Annotated in this window: 27 protein-coding genes; 18 read left to right on the forward strand and 9 right to left on the reverse strand. The window is 62.1% G+C overall.

Annotation, left to right across the window (positions count from 1 at the left end):
- Positions 1-37: 37 nt before the first annotated feature.
- A complete protein-coding gene (locus tag K6M89_RS04485; protein WP_097580321.1) occupies positions 38-478 on the reverse strand; it encodes a glyoxalase superfamily protein in 441 nt (146 codons plus the stop codon).
- A 353-nt stretch (positions 479-831) separates the two neighbouring features.
- Here K6M89_RS04485 and K6M89_RS04490 point away from each other — a divergent pair, with 353 nt between their 5' ends.
- Complete coding sequence (locus tag K6M89_RS04490; protein ID WP_097580240.1) at positions 832-1,164, forward strand: hypothetical protein; 333 nt, start codon at positions 832-834, stop codon at positions 1,162-1,164.
- Here K6M89_RS04490 and K6M89_RS30915 read toward each other — a convergent pair.
- On the reverse strand, positions 1,115-1,360 hold the full coding sequence (locus tag K6M89_RS30915) for a hypothetical protein (protein ID WP_097580239.1): 246 nt from the start codon (positions 1,358-1,360) through the stop codon (positions 1,115-1,117). The two genes, K6M89_RS04490 and K6M89_RS30915, sit on opposite strands and share 50 nt — an antisense overlap.
- A gap of 89 nt (positions 1,361-1,449) precedes the next feature.
- Between K6M89_RS30915 and K6M89_RS04495 the strand changes: the two genes are divergently transcribed.
- Positions 1,450-2,340: a LysR family transcriptional regulator gene (locus K6M89_RS04495; protein WP_222138556.1), complete on the forward strand. Its 891-nt coding sequence runs from the start codon at positions 1,450-1,452 to the stop codon at positions 2,338-2,340.
- A gap of 246 nt (positions 2,341-2,586) precedes the next feature.
- Here the strand turns inward: K6M89_RS04495 and K6M89_RS04500 are convergent, their stop codons facing one another.
- Positions 2,587-3,033 (reverse strand): baeRF12 domain-containing protein, encoded by a 447-nt coding sequence (locus K6M89_RS04500; protein ID WP_222138557.1) that lies wholly within the window; start codon positions 3,031-3,033, stop codon positions 2,587-2,589.
- A gap of 360 nt (positions 3,034-3,393) precedes the next feature.
- Here K6M89_RS04500 and K6M89_RS04505 point away from each other — a divergent pair, with 360 nt between their 5' ends.
- Positions 3,394-3,825, forward strand: coding sequence for a pilus assembly protein PilZ (locus K6M89_RS04505; protein WP_097580237.1), 432 nt, complete (start codon positions 3,394-3,396; stop codon positions 3,823-3,825).
- Between the two features lie 72 nt (positions 3,826-3,897).
- Positions 3,898-5,010, forward strand: a complete 1,113-nt coding sequence (locus K6M89_RS04510) for a pyridoxal phosphate-dependent aminotransferase (protein WP_222138558.1) — start codon at positions 3,898-3,900, stop codon at positions 5,008-5,010.
- Positions 5,011-5,197: 187 nt separating this feature from the next.
- Here the strand turns inward: K6M89_RS04510 and K6M89_RS04515 are convergent, their stop codons facing one another.
- A complete protein-coding gene (locus K6M89_RS04515) occupies positions 5,198-5,464 on the reverse strand; it encodes an SEL1-like repeat protein (protein ID WP_038687885.1) in 267 nt (88 codons plus the stop codon).
- A 445-nt stretch (positions 5,465-5,909) separates the two neighbouring features.
- Between K6M89_RS04515 and K6M89_RS04520 the strand changes: the two genes are divergently transcribed.
- From K6M89_RS04520 to K6M89_RS04530, 3 genes are all read left to right on the forward strand, one after another.
- Entirely contained in the window at positions 5,910-6,248 is a 339-nt protein-coding gene (locus K6M89_RS04520; RefSeq protein ID WP_097580235.1) for a DUF2147 domain-containing protein, read from the forward strand.
- A gap of 214 nt (positions 6,249-6,462) precedes the next feature.
- Entirely contained in the window at positions 6,463-6,642 is a 180-nt protein-coding gene (locus K6M89_RS04525; protein WP_009995126.1) for a hypothetical protein, read from the forward strand.
- Between the two features lie 86 nt (positions 6,643-6,728).
- Positions 6,729-8,231 carry an AMP nucleosidase gene (locus K6M89_RS04530; protein ID WP_097580233.1) on the forward strand — a complete coding sequence of 501 codons (1,503 nt, stop codon included), beginning with the start codon at positions 6,729-6,731 and terminating at the stop codon, positions 8,229-8,231.
- Positions 8,232-8,356: 125 nt separating this feature from the next.
- Here the strand turns inward: K6M89_RS04530 and K6M89_RS04535 are convergent, their stop codons facing one another.
- A complete protein-coding gene (locus K6M89_RS04535; RefSeq protein ID WP_097580232.1) occupies positions 8,357-8,572 on the reverse strand; it encodes a hypothetical protein in 216 nt (71 codons plus the stop codon).
- 155 nt (positions 8,573-8,727) lie between these two features.
- Between K6M89_RS04535 and K6M89_RS04540 the strand changes: the two genes are divergently transcribed.
- From K6M89_RS04540 to K6M89_RS04555, 4 genes are read left to right on the forward strand one after another with little or no spacing between them, the layout of a single operon-like run.
- The gene (locus K6M89_RS04540) at positions 8,728-9,087 is read left to right on the forward strand and encodes a YciI family protein (protein WP_097580231.1); all 360 of its coding nucleotides are present in this window, start codon (positions 8,728-8,730) and stop codon (positions 9,085-9,087) included.
- Between the two features lie 10 nt (positions 9,088-9,097).
- Positions 9,098-9,457 (forward strand): YciI family protein, encoded by a 360-nt coding sequence (locus tag K6M89_RS04545; protein ID WP_222138559.1) that lies wholly within the window; start codon positions 9,098-9,100, stop codon positions 9,455-9,457.
- Between the two features lie 3 nt (positions 9,458-9,460).
- Positions 9,461-9,820 (forward strand): YciI family protein, encoded by a 360-nt coding sequence (locus K6M89_RS04550; RefSeq protein ID WP_222138560.1) that lies wholly within the window; start codon positions 9,461-9,463, stop codon positions 9,818-9,820.
- Between the two features lie 10 nt (positions 9,821-9,830).
- The gene (locus tag K6M89_RS04555; protein WP_222138561.1) at positions 9,831-11,072 is read left to right on the forward strand and encodes an RNA polymerase sigma factor; all 1,242 of its coding nucleotides are present in this window, start codon (positions 9,831-9,833) and stop codon (positions 11,070-11,072) included.
- Here the strand turns inward: K6M89_RS04555 and K6M89_RS04560 are convergent.
- Positions 11,040-12,002, reverse strand: coding sequence for a lysylphosphatidylglycerol synthase domain-containing protein (locus K6M89_RS04560; protein WP_222138562.1), 963 nt, complete (start codon positions 12,000-12,002; stop codon positions 11,040-11,042). The genes K6M89_RS04555 and K6M89_RS04560 overlap by 33 nt on opposite strands.
- Positions 12,003-12,184: 182 nt before the next feature.
- Between K6M89_RS04560 and K6M89_RS04565 the strand changes: the two genes are divergently transcribed.
- From K6M89_RS04565 to K6M89_RS04580, 4 genes are all read left to right on the forward strand, one after another.
- A complete protein-coding gene (locus K6M89_RS04565; protein ID WP_222138563.1) occupies positions 12,185-13,678 on the forward strand; it encodes an ArnT family glycosyltransferase in 1,494 nt (497 codons plus the stop codon).
- A gap of 138 nt (positions 13,679-13,816) precedes the next feature.
- On the forward strand, positions 13,817-14,833 hold the full coding sequence (locus K6M89_RS04570; protein ID WP_183915224.1) for a glycosyltransferase family 2 protein: 1,017 nt from the start codon (positions 13,817-13,819) through the stop codon (positions 14,831-14,833).
- Positions 14,834-14,845: 12 nt separating this feature from the next.
- Positions 14,846-16,345, forward strand: coding sequence for an ArnT family glycosyltransferase (locus K6M89_RS04575; RefSeq protein WP_222138564.1), 1,500 nt, complete (start codon positions 14,846-14,848; stop codon positions 16,343-16,345).
- 1 nt (position 16,346) lies between these two features.
- A complete protein-coding gene (locus tag K6M89_RS04580; RefSeq protein WP_222138565.1) occupies positions 16,347-17,834 on the forward strand; it encodes a glycosyltransferase family 39 protein in 1,488 nt (495 codons plus the stop codon).
- A gap of 512 nt (positions 17,835-18,346) precedes the next feature.
- On the opposite strand, the gene K6M89_RS04585 is transcribed toward K6M89_RS04580, so the two are convergent.
- A complete protein-coding gene (locus K6M89_RS04585) occupies positions 18,347-19,714 on the reverse strand; it encodes an aspartate aminotransferase family protein (protein ID WP_222138566.1) in 1,368 nt (455 codons plus the stop codon).
- Positions 19,715-19,797: 83 nt separating this feature from the next.
- Here K6M89_RS04585 and K6M89_RS04590 point away from each other — a divergent pair, with 83 nt between their 5' ends.
- Positions 19,798-21,147: a glutamine synthetase family protein gene (locus tag K6M89_RS04590; protein WP_222138711.1), complete on the forward strand. Its 1,350-nt coding sequence runs from the start codon at positions 19,798-19,800 to the stop codon at positions 21,145-21,147.
- 35 nt (positions 21,148-21,182) lie between these two features.
- On the opposite strand, the gene K6M89_RS04595 is transcribed toward K6M89_RS04590, so the two are convergent.
- Positions 21,183-22,127: a diacylglycerol/lipid kinase family protein gene (locus K6M89_RS04595; protein ID WP_222138567.1), complete on the reverse strand. Its 945-nt coding sequence runs from the start codon at positions 22,125-22,127 to the stop codon at positions 21,183-21,185.
- A 291-nt stretch (positions 22,128-22,418) separates the two neighbouring features.
- Between K6M89_RS04595 and K6M89_RS04600 the strand changes: the two genes are divergently transcribed.
- On the forward strand, positions 22,419-23,648 hold the full coding sequence (locus tag K6M89_RS04600; RefSeq protein ID WP_222138568.1) for an MFS transporter: 1,230 nt from the start codon (positions 22,419-22,421) through the stop codon (positions 23,646-23,648).
- Here the strand turns inward: K6M89_RS04600 and K6M89_RS04605 are convergent.
- Positions 23,607-24,011 (reverse strand): winged helix-turn-helix transcriptional regulator, encoded by a 405-nt coding sequence (locus K6M89_RS04605; protein ID WP_222138712.1) that lies wholly within the window; start codon positions 24,009-24,011, stop codon positions 23,607-23,609. The genes K6M89_RS04600 and K6M89_RS04605 overlap by 42 nt on opposite strands.
- Before the next feature lie 102 nt (positions 24,012-24,113).
- Here K6M89_RS04605 and K6M89_RS04610 point away from each other — a divergent pair, with 102 nt between their 5' ends.
- Positions 24,114-25,127: a zinc-binding alcohol dehydrogenase family protein gene (locus tag K6M89_RS04610; RefSeq protein WP_222138569.1), complete on the forward strand. Its 1,014-nt coding sequence runs from the start codon at positions 24,114-24,116 to the stop codon at positions 25,125-25,127.
- The last annotated feature ends 151 nt before the right edge of the window (positions 25,128-25,278 follow it).

Genomic DNA, 25,278 nt, shown 5'->3' on the forward strand with positions numbered 1-25,278 from the left:
CCGGATTCAGACGGCCTCAAAGCGAATCAAAAGTGATTTATAGATCGAGCACCAGATGCGCCACGCCGTTCGAGGTTTTCCTCGGCGAGACGCCGTCGGCATCGATCTGCGCGCTCACACGCCGGCGAAAGGCTGAAAAGCTCTCGAAGGTCACGACATCGACCGCTTCGTGGAAATGGATGGTGATCCTGTGGAGTTCGCCTCCCGGCAGGGCCGACAGCGCCAGAACCTCGCCGGTGAACGGCTGATTGAGATAACGGCCGCGAATGTGCGCCCCGACGAAAAGGGGTGTCTTCGCAGCCGCATTGGGTTTCGCCGCCAGCGCTGCCAGCGTGTTCCAGTCGCGCGCGCCGTGCTGGCGGGCGATCATTTCGAGCGCCGCACTGTGGGTCAGCGCGGTGCCGCGATCGCTCATCGCCTGGCGCAGGCGCTTGGCCTGGGCCTTCAATTCGTCAATCCCGGGATAGGTCGTCGTCATGGAGTGGGCCTTCGCAAAAGGCATGCTCTTCGACTGTGGATGGGAGCTCGCATTGCCGTCAGTCAGCATGCACAAGGGGCCGTGACCATGATCGCGAGGACTTCACCATGGATTTTCATCCGCGAGCGGCCGGTGCCTCGAACCGGGACTTTGTATGCGCGAAGGCCGCCGACATGTCAAGAATGGCCGATATGCACCGGGAATGAACACAGTTGGGGCAAAACCGCCCGAAATCGATGCGATTTCCGGCAATCTCCCGAGAAAACTTCAATCTTAACAATGTTATTCAGCAGCTATCAGTAATCTCGTGCTAATTTTGTCATATGATAGCGGAGGCTAAAAGGGCCTTTCAGATGCACCTCGACACAGAACACCCCAAGCCGGAACGGGCTTACAGGGAATTCAACCTCGACAGGCCAGGCAACATCATTTTCGTCGGCCATCACCTCAGCACCGGAACGCAGGTGCGCTGCCTGATCCGCACGATCACGCTGGCCGGCGCGATGCTCGAAGTCAGCCCGGGCCTGGAGATGCCGAGCCATTTCTTTCTCGAAATCCTCGGCATCCACGACGAGATCGGCGCCACCATGGTCAAGCGCGAAGGCGAATTGGTGACGGTCAGTTTCAACATGCTGCTCAATCCGGAATTCCTGCACCACGTGCTGCGACTGAGCTTCGAAACCTGAGGCTTCCTTCAATCCGCGCCTTATCGCGGCGCGGCCTCGTCTCGCCTCTTCTTGAGGAGAGATACGCGATGATCGGGATGATCCAGAGAAGTCCGCGCCATTCCGGGCCATCGAGCGGATCGGCCATGGGATCGCGGCGCATGCGGCGTTTGCGGGTTTCGACTTCCTCGAAGAGAACTACCCAGTTGAGAAGCATTGCCTATCCTCCATCTATTGCTGGAGCACTTGAGCTAGGCCTTAACGCGCTGGCTATGTAGAGGCGCCGGGGAAAGGGGGTTTTCATCCATGAAAGATGCGAGCTGGGACGATCTGCAACTCTTCTTCCATGTCGCCACCGGCGGCGGGCTTTCGGCCGCGGCAGCACGCACCGGCCTTAGCGCGCCGACGATCGGACGGCGCATGCTGGCGCTCGAACGGGTGACCGGCCGCTCGCTGTTCAGCCGCGGCCCGACCGGTTACCTTCTGGCCAAGGACGGGCAGGAGCTGCTCGATCGCGTCCGGCGGATGCAGGATGCGGCGCAGGCGATCTCCGACTGGCGCGGCGAGGTGCTGATGCTGCCGATCGTCTCGACAGCCGCCGACAGCTGGACCCTGCGCTTCATCGCCGACCATCTGGCCGGCGTCTGGACGCCGAAGGACAGTTTCCGCATGTGCTACAAGACTTGTGATGCGAGCGTCGACTTCACCTATCGCGAGGCGCATATCGCCATTCGCCATAGCCGGCCGGACAGCGGCAACGTCGCGATCCGCCGTTCGGTCAAAGTGGCCCATGCCGCTTACCAGGCGGCCGACTTTGCGCAGACCAATTGCAACTGGATTTCGCTTGGCACCGACACCGCGATCACGCCGGCGGACAAATGGACGTTCGAACAGCCGGATTATTGGATCACCAGCTGGACGAACACGCCGCATATGCTCTTTTACCTGATCCGTGGCGGGGCCGGCCGCGGCGTGCTGCCCTGTTTCATCGGCGATCAGGAGCGCAAGCTCGTGCGCGCCGGGCCTGTCATCGACGATCTGACCTACGAGATGTGGATCGTCGCGCATGACGATGAGCGGCAACGGCCGGACGTCAGGATTGTCATCGACCGCCTGGCAGCGCTGTTTGCCGATCATGAAGATCTGTTTGCGGGGCAGAGGCCGCAGGGGTCCGCCAAAGGATTCGAGATTTCCTGAACTGGCGGAAATCACTCTATCCATTTGTTTTTACGTATTTTTCTTGGTAAATCCGGCAGCCCATCCGGCTGCGCCCCCAACCGGGGTCGAGCCGCTGGTCGCGACCCCCTCTCCGTCCCTCTCCCACCTCTCGTATGGCACGTCCCCTCGCCCCTTTTTTACGGGGCGAGGATTAGGGTGAGGGCAAATCACGGCATCAACCTAACCTCTGTAAAGAGAATGGAACCCGCTTTGCTCTTACTTGTCTCAGGCGGCGAGATGTCGCTCGATCTCATCGATCGGCAGATTGGTATAGTCTTTCGCCAATTCCGTCGAAATCGCTGCCTGCGTCTCGGCACTGAGCGCTGGGCGCAAGGTGCCGAGCGCCTTCGGCGGCGCGATGAGGACGATGCGGTGTGCATCCTTTGTCTGGGACAGCTCGTCCATTCGTTCCGCCACATGTCTCAGAAATTGAGCTTCGGCCTGCTCCTGCCAGTTGGTCTCTTCAACAGCGCTGCGGCTGAACCCATCGGCGGCGTGGCTGCGGCCGGGCTTGTCGGTGCCGATCTCGCGATCGGGCTCGTTCGGCTGCGTCAGGGTTTCCAACACCTTGAGGTTCACCAGTTGGGCATCGCCGGCATTCTGCATGATCAGGGCCTTGGCTCCATTGCAGACTACGACCCATGATTTTCCGGGAATTCTGACGTCGGTCATCTTCAACTCCTCGCTGTCGTCATCGAAGCGCGCCATGCTTCATCGATCAAGACAGAACGTCCGGCCCTTGAAAGAGTTCGAGAAATTGCGCCGGGAATCGATTGGAGCGGCGATCCGGTTTCCAAGCATCGCTGTTTTCCCGTCTTTCGCCGCCGCGGCAATTTGTGCAGGCGGTGTCGGCTGAAACGGGTATTGGACTGACGACCCGCGTCCCGATTGGGAACATCGGGCGTCCCGCTTGGGAACAAAATTTAAACTCGTTAAAATTGTCATTTTATCTTTGACGAATGCGCAAAACATTCATGTGACCTTGGCCGGAGCAAGAACCCCAACTGTGCCCTGCCTGACGGAGAATGTAAGATGACTATGCTCCGCGCCACACACCTTGCCACGGTCAAATCCGCCATTTACGACCTGCGCTGGGAAGAGTTCCACGTCAAGCGCCCCGCCCGTATCGTCGCCGTCCGGCCGTGCCTCACCGGCGTGTCGATGCGAAGCGCCGAGATCATCGATATCTCGCAAGGCGGCGCCACCTTCATCGTGTCGACCACCGCCGGTCTGCCGAAGCATTATTATCTCAACATTCTCGGCCTCGCCTATCGGATCGGCTGTGCCGAGGTCTACCGTCACAAAGAACGCATCGGCGTGCGGTTCATCAACCTGATGGATCCCGAGGTCCTGCGCCGCGTGGTGCGCACCGATTTCCTTGTCGGCAACATGGAAGCGATCGATGCACGGCGTGCGCCGATCTTCCGCCCGCAAGCGTCGCCCATCGGTCAGCTGTCGAAATAATCTTGCTTGCCTTGGCCGTACCCCGGCCTATTGTTGCGCCAACCGTCAACATGTCCGGGAACTTGCCTTCGCATGTCCGCCTTTTCGCGCTTCACGCCCCTCATCAGCGCTCTGCCCTCCACAGTTCCCTTCGTCGGCCCCGAGGCCATCGAGCGCCAGCGCGGACGTGCCGTCTGGGCACGCATCGGCGCCAACGAGAACGGCTTCGGCCCGGCCCCTTCCGTGCTTGCGGCGATAAGCGAGGAAGCCGGCAATATCTGGAAATACAATGATCCGGAAAATTTCGTGCTGAAGGAGGCGCTCGGCGATCATCTCGGCACCTCCTCCGCCAATATCGCCATCGGCGGCGGCATCGACGAGTTGCTCGGCCAGATCGTCCGGCTGGTGATCGAAGCCGGCGCGCCGGTCGTCACCTCGCTCGGCGCCTATCCGACCTTCAATTTCCATGTCGCCGGCTTCGGCGGGCGGCTGGTGACCGTGCCCTATGTCAACGACCGCGAGGATCTCGACGGACTGCTCGATACCGTCAGGCGCGAGAATGCGCCGCTCGTCTATTTCGCCAATCCCGACAATCCGATGGGAAGCTGGTGGGACGCCGACAGCATCGTCGCTTTCGCTCGGGCACTGCCCGAGACGACGCTGATGGTGCTCGACGAAGCCTATAGCGAGACGGGGCCGGCAAATTCGCTGCCGTCGATCGCTTCGCTGATCGATCTGCCGAACATCGTGCGCACCCGCACCTTCTCCAAGGCCTATGGCCTTGCCGGCTCCCGCACCGGCTACGTCATCTCGACGCCGGGCACGGCGCAGTCCTTCGACAAGATCCGCAATCATTTCGGCATGAACCGGTTGGCGACGGCCGCCGCGCTCGCCGCCCTCAAGGACCAGGCCTATCTCACCGAGGTGGTCGGCAAGATCCATGCGGCGCGGGAGCGGATCGGCCGCATCGCCCGGGCAAACGGCCTTGAGCCGCTGCCCTCGGCGACGAATTTTGTGGCAATCGACGCCGGCCGCGACGGCGCTTATGCGCGGGCGATTGTCGACGGGCTGATGGAGCATGGCGTCTTCATCCGCATGCCCGGTGTGGCACCGCTCAATCGCTGCATCCGCGTCAGCGTCGGACCGGAGATCGACATGGCGCTGTTCGAGGAAACCCTGCCGCAGGTGCTGAAGGCGATCGGCTGATCAAGCGTGATGCCGAAAAGCGTGAGCGGTTTTCGGACGACATCATGCTGATAATTTAACGAGGAGCCGCGGCCGGTGGAGGATATCCGGCCGCGGTGCTCTTCTCCCGGCATCGGCGTTTCGAATCGCCGCGCCCGCCCCTCTTTCGAGGTTGTTATTTCTGTCAAACTGCCAGCAGGAGACGGTTTCAGTGAACCGTCATCCATTCGCGGGCAGCGCGCAACGCTTCCACGAGCTGCATCTTGTTCATGGTGGCGGCCACGTCGGCGCGAAGCTCGGCGGCGCGGTCGTTGCCCTTGATTGCGGCAATGTTCAGCCATTTGTGGGCAGCGACGAGATCGACGGCACAGCCGCGGCCGGTCGCATACATCAGACCCATTTCGCAGAAGACATCGGCGCTGTTGTCGCCACCCATGGTGGCCGTTTCAGCATTGTGCATTTCAAAGCGTGCCATCGGTTTTATCCCTGTTAGCCTGTTTATGACTTACCCTGTTTTACCTCCGGACCTTGCCGTCTAGCGCGGCTTGCAGCCCTTCAGTTTCGGCGGGTTGGCCCCGCTCGTTTGATGGCTTCACTATGCCGAACGGCCTTCAAAAAACGCCTAAAATCCATGATTAATTTGAGACAAACAAAGTGCAAACACTTGGTAAAATTGGATTTTTGTTAAACATCGGATGCCTTGGAGCTTAGGGGTTTTCGTTCGAATTTTACGAAAGATTCAGATTCGAAAATAAACCGATCGTTCATCATGAAAACAGCAGACGACAGTTTAAACGCCTCGACCTCTCGCTTTTTTCTGCTTTCGGCGATCTCCGGCAATAGCCGATCGCCTGTATTTACCTTTACGTTCGCGTCAGTTATTTTCGCGGCCGGTCAAAAAGGACATCAGGGAGGAAAAGATGATCCGCAGCTTCATTCTCGCCGGCGCCATCGCCATGATCGCGGGCACCGCGCATGCCGAAGAGCCGATCGTCGGTAATTGGAAAACCGCCTCGGGCGAAACGGCGGTGATCGCGGCCTGCGGCGGCAGTTACTGCGTGACGCTGAAAACCGGCAAATACAGCGGCCGGAAAATCGGCACGCTTGCCGGCACCGGCGGCAGCTACGCCGGCGAGATCACCGATCCGGCCGCCGACAAGACCTATAGCGGCTCGGGCAAGGTTTCCGGCAATTCGCTGCGGATGCAGGGCTGCGTCCTGAAAATCCTCTGCAAGTCGCAGACCTGGACGCGGCTCTGATGCGATAAGGCCGCGCAGCAAACATTCAAAACGCACAAGCATGCCGGCGGAAATGCGGGCATGCTTCGAAAGTTTCTCCGCCCGCCGATCTTGACGACAATCGCCCGCCCCTGCCCCGCAAGCTGAACGGTGGATGAACCGGCATCTCAGCACCCGTTCAGCCGCCGCATGACAAAACTCTTGTCATGGTTAGGTTGCCGTATCGGGGCATGAGATGAACCTCTACATTCTGGCAAGACGTTTCAGCATCATCACGCTGTTCGCAGCGATCTTCGCGGTCACATTTTCGGCGGTCGTCGTGCATGAGGGCGGCGGCGGCACGCAGTCGCATTTCGGTGCGAGCTATACCTGCCTGGAGAGAAACGGGACCTTCTGCGCGCCGACGGTGCGGTGAGCAGTACAGACACGGACGAAGATAAAAAATCGATTTCCGCCGGCGCACGTCGTTTGCTTGTCAAAAACAACTCTCTATAATGCGTCATGAACAAACGAATCTCCCCTTTGTCGCCCCTCGACATTTCCTCTCCATCCCCTTTCCAGCCGCAGAGCTTCGATGATCCCGCCAAGGCCGTCGAGACGCTGACCGAACTCTACGAGCGCAATACGGCGTTTCTGATCGAGAGCTTCACCGAGCTTGCCCAAGGCGCTCCGATCGCCTCGCGCTACCGCGCCTTCTATCCGCAGGTGAGCATCGAGACGACCAGCTTCGGCCATGTCGATTCGCGCCTCTCCTACGGCCACGTCACGGCGCCCGGCATCTACACGACGACGGTCACCCGGCCGAAGCTCTTCAAGCATTACCTGAAGGAGCAGCTGTCGCTGCTGATGAAGAGCCACAATGTTCCGGTGATCGTCTCGGAATCGACGACGCCGATTCCGCTGCACTTCGCCTTTGGCGAGGGCGCGCATGTGGAAGCATCGGCCTCCGCCTTCGTCGACGTCCCGATGCGCGATATCTTCGACACGCCCGACCTCAACACCACCGACGACGAGATCGCCAACGGCGAATATATCCCGCCGCCGGGCGAGCCCTCGCCGCTTGCGCCGTTCACCGCCCAGCGTATCGATTATTCGCTCGCCCGGCTGTCGCATTACACGGCGACGCATGCCGAGCATTTCCAGAACTTCGTGCTGTTCACGAACTACCAGTTCTATATCGACGAATTCTGCAGCTGGGCGCGCAAGCAGATGGCAGAGGGCGGCGACGGTTATACCGCCTTCGTCGAGCCCGGCAATATCGTCACCCTGCCCGGCTCGAGCGGGCCGGAAACGGATGCGACACTTGCCCGCCTGCCGCAGATGCCGGCCTACCATCTGAAGAAGAAGGGCCATGCCGGGATCACCATGATCAATATCGGCGTCGGTCCCTCCAACGCCAAGACGATCACCGACCATGTCGCCGTGCTGCGCCCGCATGCCTGGCTGATGCTCGGCCACTGCGCCGGCCTGCGCAACAGCCAGCGGCTCGGCGATTATGTGCTTGCCCATGCCTATATGCGCGAGGACCATGTGCTCGACGACGACCTGCCGGTCTGGGTGCCGATCCCGGCACTCGCCGAAGTGCAGGTGGCGCTGGAAGCCGCCGTCGCCGAAATCACCGGCTACGAGGGCTTCGAGCTGAAGCGCATCATGCGCACCGGCACCGTCGGCACGATCGACAACCGCAACTGGGAACTGCGCGACCAGCGCGGACCGGTGAGGCGGCTATCGCAGGCGCGCGCCATCGCGCTCGACATGGAATCGGCAACGATTGCTGCCAACGGGTTCCGCTTCCGCGTGCCTTACGGCACGCTGCTCTGCGTCTCCGACAAGCCGCTGCACGGCGAATTGAAACTGCCGGGCATGGCGACGGCCTTCTACCGCACGCAGGTCAACCAGCATTTGCAGATCGGCATCCGCGCCGTGCAGAAGCTGGCCGCCATGCCGAAGGAAGCCCTGCATTCGCGCAAGCTGCGCAGTTTCTTCGAGACGGCCTTCCAATAGAGTATTTCCGTTTCTTCGAATCACGGAAATCTCTTTGTTTTCAAGCATTCCCGGTAAAGGCGCTTCGCGCTTTGCCCGGCAAAAGCGCCGCGCATTTTTGCAGGAAATTGCTGTAGGCCGTTTCCTCATCTGCCTGCCACGACAGGCGCCGGCTGCTGCGCCACCACCTGCGGTCTGCCGGCAGCGAGGTTCAGCCCTGCTATCAGCAGGGTGAAGCCGACGACGATGAAAGCGGTGCGCAGCAGAATCTTTAGCCCATCGCCTTCGTCGAACGCCTGGCGACGCTGGTCGTGGCGGCGAGCCCAGATCTGGCTTGCAAGCGCGATTTCAAGAATACTCATTGCCGTTCTCCTCGACAGGTTTCGATGAAGCCTTGTCGAGTGCCGCCTTGTGATTTCGACAGCCGGCGGCGACAAAGATTTTTTTCTGCCGCTGTCGAAATGTGTGAAGCTCGATCGTCCAGAGTCATTGAAACATCCCAAGGAGGCTGTCTGCGATGAAATATCTCTGTCAGGTCTGGTTCGACGGCGCGGTGCTCGCCGCGATGACGAAAGAGGAGAAGGCCGAGCTCGGCGCGAATTCCTTGAACTACGACAAGGACCTTGCCGAAAGCGGCCACATGATCGTCGCCCAGGCGCTGCAGCCGCCGACATCGGCGGTGACCGTGCGGGTGCGTAGCGGTGAGACCTCGGTGACGGACGGCCCTTTCGCCGAGACGAAGGAGGCGATCGGCGGTTTCATCCTGATCGAGGCCAAGGACCTCAACGAAGCGATCCGCATCGCCGCCGGCATCCCGCTTGCAAAGCTCGGTGCGATCGAGGTGCGGCCCATTCATTCCTTCGGAAAAGACACGTGAGGAGACGGCAATGAAATATCTGTGCCAGGTCTGGTTCGAAACCGCGAAGATCAACGCCATTTCCGCCGACGAAGGCGAAAAGCTGACGAAGGATTCGATCATCAACGATGACCGACTGCGCGACAGCGGCCACCTGCTCGTCGCATTGGCGCTGCGCGAGCCGTCGACGGCCGTGACGGTCAGGGTTCGCAGCAACGAAGTGACGGCGACGGACGGCCCTTTCGCCGAGATCAAGGAACATCTCGGCGGCTTCGTGCTGATCGAGGCCAAGGATATGGCGGAAGCAACGGCGATCGCCGCGACCTTTCCCGTGGCGCGCTATGGCGCGATCGAGGTGCGGCCGGCCTATTCGATTAAGGAGGAGTGCTGAGCGATGCGCTACATCTGCCTGATCTATAACAGCACCGATACCGACGGCAGGCTGACAGCTGACGAAGGCGTCGACCTCATCAAAGCGCATTTCGCCTTCGACGAGGAACTGCAACGCGACGGCTTCATGATCCATTCCGATGCGCTCGAAATGCCTGACCAGGCGAGCGTGCTGCGGGTTCGAAACAATAGGCTCTCCGTTACCGACGGCCCCTATGTCGAAACGAAGGAGCATCTGGCCGGCTTCTACGTCATCGAGGCGCCTGACATGGCAAAGGCGAAGGAGATCGCCGGGCGAATTCCGTCGGCCCGCTACGGCGCGGTCGAACTGAGACCGGTGCGAACACTCACCCTTCCGAACTGAGGTGCTTCCCTTGGAAAGCGTCATCGAGGAGATCTACCGAAGCCAGTCTCGCCGGGTGCTGGCGACGCTGATCCGATTGCTCGGCGATTTCGACCGTGCGGAGGAAGCGCTGCACGATGCCTTTGCAGCGGCCGCACGAACATGGCCGGTCGACGGCGTTCCCGACAACCCCTCCGGCTGGCTTGTGTCGACCGGCCGCTTCAAGGCGATTGACGCGATCCGCCGGCGAGCGCGTTTCGATGCCGCGCAGCAGCACATCGAGGACAGCCTCTACAGCGTCGACGAAACGGAGAGGGGCGAGATGGAAGCGATCGAGGACGACATGCTGCGGCTGATCTTCACCTGCTGCCACCCTGCTATCCCGGCGGACGCGCAGACGGCGATGGCGCTTCGGGAAATCTGCGGACTGACCACCGAAGAGATCGCCCATGCCTTCCTCATTCCGGCGCCGACGGTCGCCCAGCGGATCGTGCGCGCCAAAGGCAGGATCCGGACCGCGAACATCCCTTATGAAGTGCCGGGCCGCGAGGCGCTGCCCGAGCGGCTCGACCGGGTGCTGCATGTCATCTATCTCGTCTTCAACGAAGGCTATTCCGCCTCTTCGGGAGACGCGGTCGTTCGCGCCGACCTGACCGGAGAGGCCATCCGGCTGGCGCGGCTGCTGCTGGCGCTGCTGCCGCATCCTGATGTTTGCGGACTCCTGGCGCTGATGCTGCTGCAGGATTCCCGCCGCAGCGCCCGCAGCAGCGAGGAGGAAGCGCTGGTGCTGCTTGCAGATCAGAACCGCTCGCTCTGGGACCGCGCCAAGATCTCGGAAGGCCTGGCGCTCCTGGCCAAGGCAATGCGGACAGAAGAGATCGGCACCTATACGGTACAGGCAGCGATCGCTGCCGAACATGCGAAGGTGGCGACCGCCGAGGAAACCGACTGGCCGCGGATTGCCTTCTATTACGACCTGCTTCTGGCAGCCCAGCCCTCACCGGTCGTCGAGCTCAACCGCGCGGTGGCGATTTCGATGGCCGAGGGGCCGTCAAAGGGGCTGGATCTGATTGAAGCCATTCTGGGACGCCGGGAACTGCAGGCCTATCACCTTGCCCATTCGGCCCGTGCCGATTTTCTGCGCCGGCTCGGCCGAAGAGAAGAGGCGATCGCAGCCTACCAGACGGCCTTGTCGCTCTGCCGGCAGGAGCCGGAGCAGGCGTTTCTGCGAAAGCGGATTTCAGCGCTTGCCGCGGCGCCCGAGCGGCAGTGAGATCGCCGTGCCCGTCAGCGCCGAGACGATGATTAGCAGATGGGCATTGACGCTCGCCTGCGCCAGCACGGCGAGCGCCGCCCGCTCGCTCGACGCTCCGAGCGCAATGGCGCCGGCAGTGATGCCGGCCGGATAGGTGCCGACCCCGCCCGGCGCGTGCACCGGCAGGACGGAGGAGAGTTCGCCGCCAAGCGCACCGCCGAAGCTGGCCGCCATCGGCACAACGCCCATCAGCCCGAGCGCCCATGTAAGCACGATCACCTTCACCAGCCAGTTGACGATGGTCATCGCCCAGGCGCGTGCAAAGGCCGCGGCATCGAGCGGCAAGCCGTTTTCGATCTCAACGACCAATTTCTGCACCTTTGCAGGCAGAAGCCTGGCGGCGACGCGCAACAGCGGCTTGCGCGCGGCGAAGGCTGCGACCGGCAGCAGCAGGAAGGCCGCCCAAAGCGACCATGCGACGAGCGCATCGGGTGCGGCGAGCGCAAAGCCGATGCCGGCAGCCGCCAGCAGAGCGTGCAGGTCGAGCAGCCGCATGACTAGGAGTGCCGAGGTTCCGCGCGTCAGCGGAACGCCGAATTCAGTGCGCATCAACAGGGGAAAGCTGGTTTCGCCGGTCCGGAAGGGCAGCATGATGTTCAGGAGATTGTGGATCTGCGTGACCCGGAAGAGGGTCGCGAACCGTCCCGCGGTCTCCTGCGGAAAATAGTCGTAGATGCGCCAGGTGCGCAGGAAATAGGTGCCCGTCAGAGCCACGAGGGCGCCGATCACCGGACCTGCCCCGACATCGGCCCATTGGCTGATGATGACGGGCCACCCCCAGAACCACTGCACGAAGAGCGCATAGGCTGCGACAATTACGACCGTTAGCGCCGTCATGCGATTGCGCATAAACCAGGACTGCTGGCTTTCAACGATCGAACTCTTCATGTAGTAGGCATTCCTCGCTTGGCGTCGGCATGGGCCTCGGTTCCGTCCCCGGCGTTTTAGGAGAAATGAAGGTTGCGCACAACGGCGGAGTTGATGACGGTGACGGCGGGATCGCCTCAAGCCGGCGATCCGCGCGGCAGACCGACAGATGGCGAGGCCTTGCCGGCTTGACTTGGAGATCGATGTTGGAGCGCATTACCATAAGCATCAAGAGCGCCAGCATTTTTCTGGCAGTCTATTTCCTGCTGAACATCCTGCTCCGCATCTCATTGCCGCATACGCTCGATCTCGACGAGGCAGAGCAATCATTCTACTCGCAATATCTTCTGGCCGGCTACGGGCCGCAGCCGCCCTTTTATAACTGGATCCAGTACGCCATCGTCTCGGTGACCGGCATCACGATGTGGGCGCTCTCGGTTCCGAAGAACATCATCCTGTTCGGCTGCTATCTTTTCTACGGTCTGGCTGCCCGCGAGGTGCTGAAGAGCCGTTTGCTCCCGCCCATCGCCATGCTGAGCCTGATTACCCTGCCACAGGTCGGTCTGATGGCGCAGCGCGAGCTCACCCATACCGTTGCCCTGCTGTTTGCGACCTCGCTCTTCCTCTTCGGCTTTTTCCGGACGCTGCGCCAGCCGACGATCGGCAGTTACCTCGTCATCGGCATCGCCACCGGCATCGGCCTCATCTCCAAGTATAATTTCGCCATCCTGCCTTTTGCCGCCTTCGTCGCCGTGCTGCCGGACTGGAAGTGGCGCAACCGCCTGTTCGACTGGCGCCTGCTCCCGGCGGCCGTCATCGCCATTCTGATCGTTCTGCCGCATGCGCTCTGGCTGCCCGATAACCTCGTCAGCGCCTCGGCCCCGACGCTGGAGCGGATGACTGCCGAGCATGAGGCCGCGGCCGGCCTCCCCCGCATCGGACAGGGGCTGTTGTCCCTCGTCATCGCCGTGCTCGGCTTCACCGCGTTGCCGATCGTTCTCATCGCGGCTGCCTTCCGGCGGGATTTCTTCCGGGCGCTCTCTTCGTCCAGTCCGATGATCCGGGTGATCGAGCGGATGATGGTTGTCAGCCTGCTCGCCTTCGCCGGCATCGTCGTCTTCGCCGGCGCCAGCGACATCCATGAGCGCTGGCTCGACCCGTGCCTGCTCGTCCTGCTGATCTATCTGTTCCTGAAACTGGAGACAGCAGGTTTCGATCTCTCCGCCGGCCTTGCACGCTTCCGGCCCGTGGTGCCGGTTTTCATGATCGTCATCCTGTCGATCCTGTTGCTGCGGATCGTCGCCATTCAATATATCGGCACCTATACGAGAACGAACGTGCCCTTCGCGAACTACGTGACCGAACTGACAGCGACCCGCAAACCGGTTCTCATCGTGGCGGGGACCAAGTTCGTGGCGGGCAATATGAAGCTGGAGTTTCCCGACGTTCCCGTCGTGATCCCGTTCTTTCCCGGCCCAGGGGTTCCGGAATACGCAACGGCGAAGGGGCCGGTGCTGGTTGTCTGGCGCGGCGAAACCGCAAATGATCCAACCATCTCTCCCGGCTTCGCCAACGATCTCGTCAGATCGGGTATCCATCTGAAAGAGATAAATACCCTGACGCTGCCCTATCTTTTCGGTGACGGCAAACATACCTTCTCCATTGGCTACTCCTGGGTGGAGGGAGGCGCGAAATAGCGCTGCGGCAAGTCGGCCGATTGCGGGGAAACCGGCATTGGCCGCTGGCAACGGACGGGCAGTTCATGTAGTAGGCTTCCGCAAACGCGGTGGCGGCAGTAAGGACTGCCAGTCCGCCCGGCCTTTTGGAGATGAAAGTTGCAGACAACGGTAGAGCCCATTCGCGGCACGAATGATCCGGTACAATCGCTCGAGCTGTCGCTGGTCGTGCCCGTTTTCAACGAAGAGGAAAGCGTCGGCCCGCTGGTCGAACGTATCCTTGCAGCGATGTCCCAATATCCTCATCGCTGGGAACTGATCCTCGTCGACGACGGCAGCACGGATGCGACGCTCGTCAACGCCCGCAAATACGTCGGGCGCGAGGGGCTGGCGTTGAGAATCGTCGAGCTGCAGCGCAATTTCGGCCAGACCGCCGCCATGCAGGCCGGCATCGATACCGCCCAGGGCCGCCTGATCGCGACGATGGACGGCGACCTGCAGAATGATCCGAAGGACATTCCTGCGATGGTCTCGGAGCTCGAGCGGCGCGAACTCGACCTCCTGGTCGGCTGGCGCAAGAACCGCAAGGACGGTCTGTTCCTGCGCAAGATACCCTCCTGGTGCGCCAACTACCTGATCGGCCGCATCACCGGCGTCAAGCTGCACGATTACGGCTGCAGCCTGAAGATCTACCGTGCCTCGATCATCAAGCAGGTGAAGCTGATGGGCGAGATGCACCGCTTCATCCCGGCCTGGGTGGCCGGCGTCGTGCCGAGCTCGCGCATCGGCGAGATGGCCGTCACCCACCATGCCCGCGAACACGGCGTTTCGAAATACGGGATTTCGCGCACCTTCCGCGTCATCCTCGACCTGCTGTCGGTGATGTTCTTCATGCGCTACAAGGCGCGGCCGGGGCATTTCTTCGGCTCGCTGGGTCTCGGTCTCGGCGCCGTCGCGATGCTGATCCTGCTTTACCTCGGCTTCGACAAGTTCATCATGGGCAATGACATCGGCACGAGGCCGATGCTGATGGTCGGCGTCGTGCTGCTGCTGTCGTCGGTGCAGATGATCACCACCGGCATTCTGGCGGAAATGATCGCGCGCACCTATTACCGTGACGACGCCTCTCCGAATTATATCGTGCGGCAGATCTTCGACGATCAAAGCCAAGCCTAAGCCGGCAGCACGATGCTGGAACGCGCGACGAGGACGATCGGAATCGCGGCTCTGCTGCTTGCAGCCTATTTCGTGCTGAACGTCGGGCTACGACTGGCGCTTCCGCATTCGCTGGAGCTCGACGAGGCCGAGCAGTCCTTCTTCTCGCAATATCTGCTGGCGGGCTACGGCCCGCAGCCGCCCTTCTACAACTGGATGCAATATGCCGTCGTTTCGGTGACGGGCATGTCGATCGGCGCGTTGATCGTGCCGAAGAATATCCTGCTCTTCCTGTGTTACCTCTTTTACGGCCTTGCCGGGCGCGAAGCACTGAAGGACCAGGCGCTCGCCGCCGTCGGCATGCTGGCGCTGATCACCCTGCCCCAGGTCTCCTACATGGCCCAGCAGGATCTCACCCACACGACGGCGCTGCTCTTTGCCAGCTCCCTGTTCCTCTATGGCTTCTTCCGCACGCTCGACCGGCCAGGCGTCGGCAGCTATCTCCTGCTCGGGATTGCAACGGGCATCGGGCTGATCTCGAAGTACAATTTTGCGCTGATGCCGGCGGTCGCGCTGATTGCCATCCTGCCTGACGCCGAATGGCGGCGCAGAGCGCTCGACTGGCGCATGCTGATCGCGGTCGCCGTCGCGCTCGTCATCGTCCTGCCGCACGCGATCTGGCTGCAGGGCAATCTCGCATTCGCTTCCTCCGACACTCTGGTCAAGATGGCCGCCGGCAACGAACCCGCCGGCATCGTGCGGATTGGCAAAGGCATTCTCGCCTTTGTCGTCGCCATCCTCGCCTTTGCAGCACTCCCGGTCGCAATTTTCGCCGCCGCCTTTCGTCGGGATTTTGTCCTGATGCTTTCATCCCGAAACCGTTGGACCGGGATGATGGAGCGGATGATGGTTGCGAGCATCGCCGGAATCCTGCTGATCGTGCTGTTCACCGGTTCCACCACGGTGCGCGAGCGCTGGCTCGATCCGTTCCTGCTGGTGCTGCCGATCTACTTCCTGGCAAAGATGAAGGCGGCCGGGCTCGATCTTTCCGTCGGGCTGCGCCGCTTCCGGCCGGTGGTGCCGGTGCTGATGGCCTGTGTGCTGGTCGCGCTCGGCTTCCGCGTGGTCGGCGCCGGGCTGATCGGCACCTATAGCCGACCGAATGTGCCGATGGCCGATCTTGCCCGCGAAATGACCCGGCAGGCCGCACCCGCACTGGTGATTGCCTCGGATCCCTATGTCGCCGGGAACATGCGTCTGCAGCTTCCCCATGTGCCCGTCGTCATCCCCGATTTTCCCGTTGCCGGCATTCCAGCCTACACGACAGCAGGCGGACCGGTGCTGATCGTCTGGCGCGGCAAGAAGACGGCGACGGCGGCGGATGCCGTCATGCCGGAGCGGTTTTCATCGGCGCTGACGGCGGCGGGCATCACGCCGCAGGAGATCGGCGCCTTATCGCTTCCCTATTATTTCGGCCGCCAGGGCGATAATTTCGCACTCGGCTATGCCTGGGTTCGGCCGGGGGCCAGATAGAATGATCAAGACCGGTCTTCGCGACGCGCGCTGGATTTTCGTGCTGCTGGCCGTCTATTTCACGATTCAGGTCGGTGTGCGGCTGGCAACCTCGCATTCACTCGATCTCGACGAGGCCGAACAGGTTTTCCGCTCGCAATGGCTCGCCGCCGGTTACGGCCCGCAGCCGCCGTTCTACAACTGGCTGCAATATGCCGCCTTCCAGTTTGTCGGTGTTTCGCTTGTCGCGCTTTCGGTGGTGAAGAATCTCCTGCTGCTCAGCGCCTACCTGCTGTACGGCCTGACCGCGCGTCTCATTTTGCGCGACAAGGCGCTGGCGGCAATCGCGACGCTCGGATTGCTGACCATCCCGCAAATGGTTTTCGAGATGCAGCGAGACCTGACGCACACGGTCGCGGTCTTCTTCTCGGCCAGCATCTTCTTCTACGGCTTCATCCGCAGTCTGAAACAGCCGAGCCTTGCCTCCTACCTGATAACAGGCATCGGCATCGGGTTCGGCCTGCTCGCCAAATATAATTTCGCCATCCTGCCGGCCGCGGCCTTGATCGGCGCGCTGGCGGATGCGCGCTGGCGGGGGCGGATCTTCGACCGACGGCTGGCGGTGACCGCTATCGTTGCCCTCGTCATCACCCTGCCGCATCTCTTCTGGCTGAAGGACAATCTCGACTTCGCCACCGCCCGCACCCTGGAAAAGATGACCGCCAGCGACAATGCCAGCTATCCTATGCAGGTGGCCATGGGCGTCGGCTCGCTCGCTCTTGCCATCGTCAGCTTTGCCGGATTGACTGTGGCGGTGTTCGCCGTCGTCTTCGGCAAGAACCTTCGCCCGGCATTGGCCGCTCGGTCGGAATGGACGCGGCTTGTCGAGCGGATGATGCTCGTCTTCGTCATCGGCATTCTGTTTTTGATCGTCTTCGGCGGTGCTGCCGGCATCAAGGATCGCTGGCTGGTGCCGATGCTGTTCATCCTGCCGCTCTATTTCTGCCTGAAGATCGACGCCGCCGGCGTCGTGACCGACAAAGCGTTCCGGCGTTTCATGGCCGTCGTCGCCGTCATCATGATCGGCGTGCCGGCCGCCCTTTACGGCAGCGTCGCCGCCGCACGCTTCACCGGCCATTACGAACGGCTGAACCGGCCCTATGCGACGATGCTGGAAAGCTTGCGCAAACAGGCCGAACCGGCAGCGATCCTTGCCGGCGACAGCCTGCTCGCCGGCAATCTCAGGCAGGATATCCCTGATGTGCCGGTCCTCTCCGTGGATTATCCCGGCTTCCGCCCGGATCTTAGCGGCCGGCAACCGCTGCTTCTCGTGTGGCTGATCCCGCCGAAGGGGGGAGGCGAAGGGCTTCCGCCGGCCATGGCTGAATGGCTCCGGGCCAATCTCGGCGCGTCCGCGCCTGAGGCATCGGTGATCGACGTGCCCTATTTCTATCAGCGCGGCGACGACCGCTACCGATTCGGGTATGCTTGGGTCAAGCAGCCAGACTGAGTGAAATAGGAGTACGGCGGTCGCGTAGACCGAATGGCCAGAATAGGTATAGCCGTGATTAAAGTGGTCGACCTCGTTGATCTGCACATGGGCTATCGTCCGCCTTTTCACCAAAGTCAGCTAGGCTGTGACTGGCATTGTCTGGTTTCGCTAGCGGATGCGTCGCTGACACGGGCGCCTGCGCTGTGAAGGGTCTCTCCTGCCCACCCCACCCTCCGTCATGCTCGGCCTTGAGCCGAGCATCCACACCGCATCCATTAGCTGCAGTCGCATGGATCCCAGGCTCAAGGCCTGGGATGACGGAGAGAGTGGGGTTGGCGTTCTCACCAAACTCGCCGCCGGCGTACGGAGACACACCACAGCGGGTGCTTCATTAGGCCAGCCTTGCTACTCCGTTCCTCACCCGTGTTTCAGGCGGGGGCGTCAATAGTGCGATACCACCGGAGCGCGGGCAGCGTTGCGAAGCGCCTGATTATCGCCCATCCGCAACAGACCTGGTCGGCTGAGCGAAATCACGCTTTCAGTTCCTTCCACGCCGCATCCAGCGCTAGTTTGGTAATCCTGGCCATCTCGTCCACCTCCGCGTGGCTGATGACGAGTGGCGGCGAGGCCAGCATGCGGTCGCCGGTGGCGCGCAGCACGAGGCCGTTCGCCAGCGCGTGGTTGCGCACCAGCGCGCCGACCTGATCGGGCTTCTCATAACGCGTGCGCGTGCTCTTATCGGCGGCAAGCTGCAAGCCGCCCATCAGGCCGATGCTGACGGCCTCGCCGACCAGGTCATGTTCGCCGAGCGCTGCCCAGGCGCTGCCGAAATAGGGGCCGATATCGTCGCGCACGCGTTCGACCAGCCCCTCCGCCTCGATGATGCGGAGGTTTTCGAGGGCGGCCACCGCACAGACCGGGTGGCCGGAATAGGTGAAGCCGTGGTTGAACTCGCCGACCTCGTTGATCAGCACATCGGCAATCCTATCGCTGACGAGCACGCCGCCGATCGGCAGATAGCCGGAGGAAAGCCCCTTGGCGATCGGCGCAAGATCCGGCTCGACGCCGAAATGCTGGTGGCCGAACCAGGCGCCCAACCGGCCGAAACCGCAGATCACCTCGTCGGTCACCAGCAGGATATTGCGCGCCTTGCAGATGCGGTCGATCTCCGGCCAATAGGTTTCCGGCGGGATGATTACGCCGGCAGCCCCCTGCACCGGCTCGGCGACGAAGGCGGCGACGTTTTCCTCGCCCAGCTCATCGATCTTCGCTTCGAGTTCGCGGGCGACCTTCAGCCCGAATTCATCAGGCGAGAGATCGCCGCCCTCGCCGTACCAATAGGGCTGGCCGATATGGACGATTCCAGGGATCGGCAGGTCGCCCTGCTCGTGCATGTATTTCATGCCGCCGAGACTGGCGCCGGCGACGGTCGACCCGTGATAGCCGTTCTTTCTCGCGATGACGATCTTCTTCGACGGCTTGCCGACGGCGCTCCAATAGACACGGGCCATGCGGAACCAGGTGTCGTTCGCCTCCGAGCCGGAGCCGGTGAAGAAGATATGGTTGAAACGCGCGCCGGCGTGCGACGTCACCTTCTGCGCCAGCAGCGCCGTCGGCGTCGAGGTCGTGCCGAAGAAGGTGTTGTAATAGGGCAGCTCGTTCATCTGCCTTGCGACGGCCTCAGCGATCTCGCGTCGGCCATAGCCGATATTGACGCACCAGAGGCCGGCGAAGCCGTCGAGATATTTCCGGCCGCGATCATCGAAGATATAGACGCCCTCGCCGCGCTGGATGACGCGGGCGCCATCGGCATTCAGCTTCTTCATGTCGGCGAAGGGGTGCAGATGATGGGCTGCGTCTATCGCGGCAAGGTTCGAGGGCGGGTAAGTATCGGGCATGGCTGGTGAAAGACCCTCGCGGATTGAAAGGCTGCTATCGATGGGACAGGAGCTTGGCCTTGTCCCGGAGGATTTTCAAGGTCATGGCGAGCGACAGGATGGACGGCAAGGCCGGTGGCGACCCGCGTTTCGAGATCCTGATCGTCGGCATGAACGGCGAGCTGCGCGGCAAGCAGCTTCCATCAGGCGCCGAAGGCAAGGTCTGGGCCGGTGAGATCCGCTTGCCGACGTCGACGCAGTCGCTCGATATCTGGGGCGACGACAATGACAACATTACCGGCCTGTCGCTGACGATCGGCGATCCCGACGGCATGGTCGTCGCCGACCGGCGCAGCCTTGCGCCGATGCCCTGGGCGCCGGAGGGCTCGATGCAGGTGCTCGCCACCATGTGTGAATTCGACGGCAGCCCGAGCTTCATGGATCCGCGCGCCATCCTCGCTTCGGTGGTCGAGCGCTATCGCAGCCGCGGGCTGACGCCTGTCGTCGCCACCGAGCTGGAATTCTACGTGATGTCAGGGGACTGGCGCGAAACCGGGAGTCCCTCCCCGCCCGAAAGCCTTACCTATCGCGGCGAACCGAACGGCTTTCAGCTCTACGACATGAGCGCCGTCGATGCGCTCGAGGACTATCTGCAGACGCTCAAGGCCTACGCCAAGGCGCAGGGACTGCCGGCGGATGCGACGACAGCGGAATTCGGCCCGGGCCAGTTCGAGGTCAATCTCATGCATCGCGCCAATGCGCTGGCCGCCGCCGACGATTGCCTCTATCTCAAGCGCATCGCCGAACAGGCGGCGCGCCGCCACGGGCTGAAATCGACCTGCATGGCCAAGCCCTATTCCGAGCCTGCCGGTTCCGGTCTGCATGTTCATGCCAGCGTCATCGATAGCCAGGGCCGCAACATCCTCGATGCCAAGGGCGGCGAGCCGAAGCTGTTGAAATCGGTCACAGCCGGTCTGCTCGCCAGCATGCGCGCGGCGCAGCTGATCTTCGCGCCCTTCGCCAATTCCTACCGCCGCTTCCAGCCGGGCTCCTTCGCGCCGGTCGATCTGACCTGGGGCAGCGGTCACCGCGGCACGGCGATCCGCATCCCTGACAAGGACGGGCCGGCCGCGCGTATCGAGCACCGCGTCGCCGGCGCCGATGCCAATCCCTATCTGCTACTCGCGGCAATCCTCGGCGGCATGCTGAATGGGCTCGACCGAGAACTCGACCCCGGCGAGGAGACAACGCCTTCATACACGCCCGCGAATACGACGCGGCTGACACATGATTTCCTCAGCGCGGTCGAGACGTTCCGCACGTCGCCTTTCATCGCCGACATCTTCGGCGCACGTTACCAGGCACTCTACGGCGACACCAAGCGCAAGGAAGCGCTTGCGTATTTCAGCACCGTCTCGGATTTCGACTATCGCACCTATCTGCCGCGGCTCTGAGGCTTATGCCGCGCCGACTTACGCAGCCGGCCGACTTACGCAGCGGGCTCGCGGCGTTCGTCCTCATTCACCTGAGCGGCGAGCCCCTGCTTGACGAGGACTTTCAGCTCCCCCGGGTGCAGTTGGATCGAGACGTCGCGTGCGAGCGGCAGCAACTCGCCGTCCATGACGCAATTGGCCTTGGAGCGCAGTTTCGGGAAGTGCAGGTGCACTTCGGCCGGGTGCATCACCATGACGTCGGCATTCTCGCGGACCTTGCCGCGCAGCATGTCGATGGCAAGGCGGGCGACACCGAGGGGCTTCAAAGGATTTGCCGTATAGAAGCCGAGTTCGCCGCTTCTGAGATTATCGGCGTAGAGCAGCGCGTTCTCGCCGAATGGATTGTTGGAGACCGAGACCGCGGACACCCAGCGGCGCTCGCGCATCCCGGCCGCCTCGAACTCGACCTCGAACTCGGGCGGATTGAAGATCACTCCGAGAGCGGCTTTGGTGCTCGCCCGGATCTTGCCCAGCCTGGAACGATAGCTATAGGCGTTGCGGTAGCGCACCATGCGGGCATGCAGGCCGGCGGAAAACTGGTGAATGAAGGGCCGGCCATTGGCGCTGGCGATATCGACATTGTCGATCTCGCCGGTCGCAAGCACATCGAGGGCCTGCCAGATATCGAGCGGCACGCGCAGCGAGCGGGCAAAGAGGTTCATCGTACCGGCCGGCACGACGCCGAGGGCAATGCCGTTTTTCCAGGCGATCGATGCCGCCGCCGAAATCGTGCCGTCGCCGCCGCCGGCGACGATGCCGTCAATATCGTCGCGTCTGGCGGCCCGCTCCATGGCGGGAATAATCTCCTTGCCGGAGAAAACGATGGCTTCGAAATCGTGCCCTGCTTCGCGGAAAGCCGCCTCCGCCCTCTTCTCGTAGGCCAGCATGTCGGTGGTCCTGAAGGTGCCGCCGTCGCGATTAAAATAGCCTACAAGCTTCATGAGGCCTCCCTTCTCTGGCGCGGAACTGCTCCTGCCTTGCTCCTGAGATGGTTGCGGTATCGGCGATTTCAAGCGCCGGCGCTTTTCCTCAGAAGAGCCAGAAATGCAAAAATTGCAACAGACATATGCACATAACAGGACGCTGCACTGCAAAAAATGCACTCGACGCCGGCAGGGACCTCACGGATAGATAGAGGTTCCCAATACCTCTCCACGTCCTGCCGTTCCAAACGATCGCCCGCCTCCGCGCCAGGGCCATTGCCAAGCAGAGAACCGTCTCAAGGAGCTCTCGTGAGCCAGATCGCGATCAATGAACCCGTCGAAATCCAGCCGGCTGCCGAACTGCCGTCGGCGACGACTGTAGCCTTGGTTCAACTGGCGCTTGCCTGCGGCGGCTTCGGCATCGGCACCGGCGAATTCGCCATCATGGGACTGCTGCCCAATGTCGCCGAAACCTTCTCGGTGACGACGCCGCAGGCCGGCTATGTCATCAGCGCCTATGCGCTCGGGGTCGTCATCGGCGCACCGGTCATCGCCGTGCTCGCCGCCAAGATGGCGCGCCGCACGCTGCTGTTGACGCTGATGCTGGTCTTTGCCGCCGGCAACATTCTCAGCGCCGTCGCGCCGACCTTCGAGACCTTCACTCTGCTGCGCTTCGTCAGCGGCCTGCCGCATGGCGCCTATTTCGGCGTTGCGGCCTTGGTCGCCGCCTCGATGGTGCCGGTACATCGGCGCGCACGCGCGGTCGGGCGCGTCATGCTCGGATTGACAGTGGCCACCCTTCTCGGCACGCCGGCAACAACGCTCTTCGGCCAATCGCTCGACTGGCAGGTGGCATTTCTGACAGTCGGTGTCGTCGGCCTGCTGACGGTGGCGTTGATCTGGTTCCACGTTCCGAAGGACAGGGTTTCCGAAGAAGCGAGCTTCCTGCGCGAACTTGGCGCCTTCCGCCGGCCGCAAGTCTGGCTGACGCTCGGCATCGCCGCCGTCGGCTATGGCGGCATGTTCGCCATGTTCAGCTACATCGCCTCGACGACGACCGAGGTGGCGATGCTGCCGGAAACCGCGGTTCCGATCATGCTGGTGCTGTTCGGCGTCGGCATGAACGCCGGCAATTTCATCGGCTCGTGGCTGGCCGACAAGTCGCTGCTCGGCACGATCGGCGGCTCGCTCGTCTATAATATAGTCGTGCTGACCACCTTCTCGCTGACCGCCGCCAACCCCTATATGCTCGGCCTCTCGGTCTTCCTCGTCGGCTGCGGTTTCGCCGCAGGCCCGGCGCTGCAGACGCGGCTGATGGATGTCGCCGCCGATGCGCAGACGCTTGCCGCCGCCTCCAATCATTCCGCCTTCAACGTCGCCAATGCGCTCGGCGCCTGGCTGGGTGGTCTCGTCATCGCCTGGGGCTATGGTTTTGCGGCAACCGGTTATGTCGGCGCCGCACTCTCCTTCCTCGGTCTTTTCGTCTTTGCAGCCTCGCTACGCCTGGAGCGCCGCAGTGGGCGCGTCGAAGCCCTCTGAAGCGAGTCGCACCTCCCGGCCCTCCGGGCTGCAGAAGACATGTTCCTCTCCCCATGCGGCCAGCGCAAGGATGACGGGTTTCAGCGTCGTGCCAAGCGGCGTCATCTTATATTCGACGCGTGGCGGCACGACCGGGTAGACGGTGCGCGACACCAGGCCTGACTTTTCCAATTCCCGCAACTGCTTGGTCAGCATGCGTTGTGTCACGGTCGGCAGCTTTCGGCGCAACTCGTTGAACCGCAGGGTGCCCTGCATCAGGTGAAAAAGAATCACGCCCTTCCATTTGCCGTCGAGAAAACTCAGCGTCGCCTCAACCGGACAGCCCGGGAAATTCTTGACAAGCTTGGCGCGGGGCAGCGACATCGACAGTATCCTTTTTGGTACTACGTACAGAATTTGTGCATTCTTGCGTTGCCTGAGCGTAATGCGCATCTAGCTTCCGTGCAATGAACACAGGAGCTTCCGATGCGCGCCGTTGCTTACAAGACGCCCCAACCCATAACCTCGGACACTTCGTTGATCGATGTCGATCTGCCGATGCCCGAGGCCAGCGGCCACGATCTGCTCGTCGAAATCCGGGCGATCTCCGTCAATCCGGTCGATGTAAAGGTGCGCGCCCATTCCGCACCGCCGGCCGACCAGCTCAAAGTGCTCGGCTGGGATGCCGCCGGCACCGTCAGGGCCGTCGGCACCGATGTCACCTTGTTCAGGCCGGGCGACGAAGTCTTTTATTCCGGTGTGATCAGCCGCCCGGGCAGCAATGCCGAGTTCCATCTTGTCGACGAGCGCATCGTCGGCAGGAAACCGACGAGTCTCGATTTCGCGGCGGCAGCCGCCCTGCCGCTGACCTCGATCACCGCCTATGAGGCGCTTTTCGACCGGCTGAAAGTAATGGACCCGGTGGCGGGCGCGCCCCGCACGATCCTCATTATCGGCGGCGCCGGCGGCGTCGGCTCGATCGCCATCCAGATCGTCCGCGCGCTCACTGATCTGACCGTTATCGCCACGGCGTCACGGCCGGAAACACAGGGCTGGGTAAAGGAACTCGGGGCGCATCACGTCGTCGATCACTCCAAGCCGATCGCCTCACAGGTGGCAGCGCTCGGCCTCGGCGCACCCGGCTTCATCTTTTCGACGACCAATACCGACAGCCATATCGGCGACATCGTCGAAGCGATCGCACCGCAGGGCCGTTTTGCGCTGATCGACGATCCGAAGGCGCTCGATATCGTGCCTTTCAAGCGCAAGGCTGTTTCCATCCATTGGGAGTTGATGTTCACCCGCCCGCTTTTCGGCACGCCCGACATGATCGAGCAGCACAAGCTGTTGAACAAGGTTTCCGAGCTCGTCGACGCCGGCAAAATCCGCACGACGCTTTCCGAGATCGTCGGTCCGATCAACGCGGCCAACCTGAAGAAGGCGCATATGATGGTCGAAAGCGGCCGGATGAAGGGCAAGGCGGTGCTTGCCGGATTTTGACGGCACGCCTAACTTCTCGTAAGGGGCTGTAAGACGCAATCAAGGAACATTGGGTGTCGCATCGCGCGGGGTGCGACATTCTGGCGTTAAGCATTTCTCCCGCTTGACTTATTCCGCGTTTGGGACCACCTAGCATGACACGTGGATGACA

The sequence above is a fragment of the Rhizobium croatiense genome, assembly GCF_019793465.1.
Taxonomy (GTDB): Bacteria; Pseudomonadota; Alphaproteobacteria; order Rhizobiales; family Rhizobiaceae; genus Rhizobium; species Rhizobium croatiense.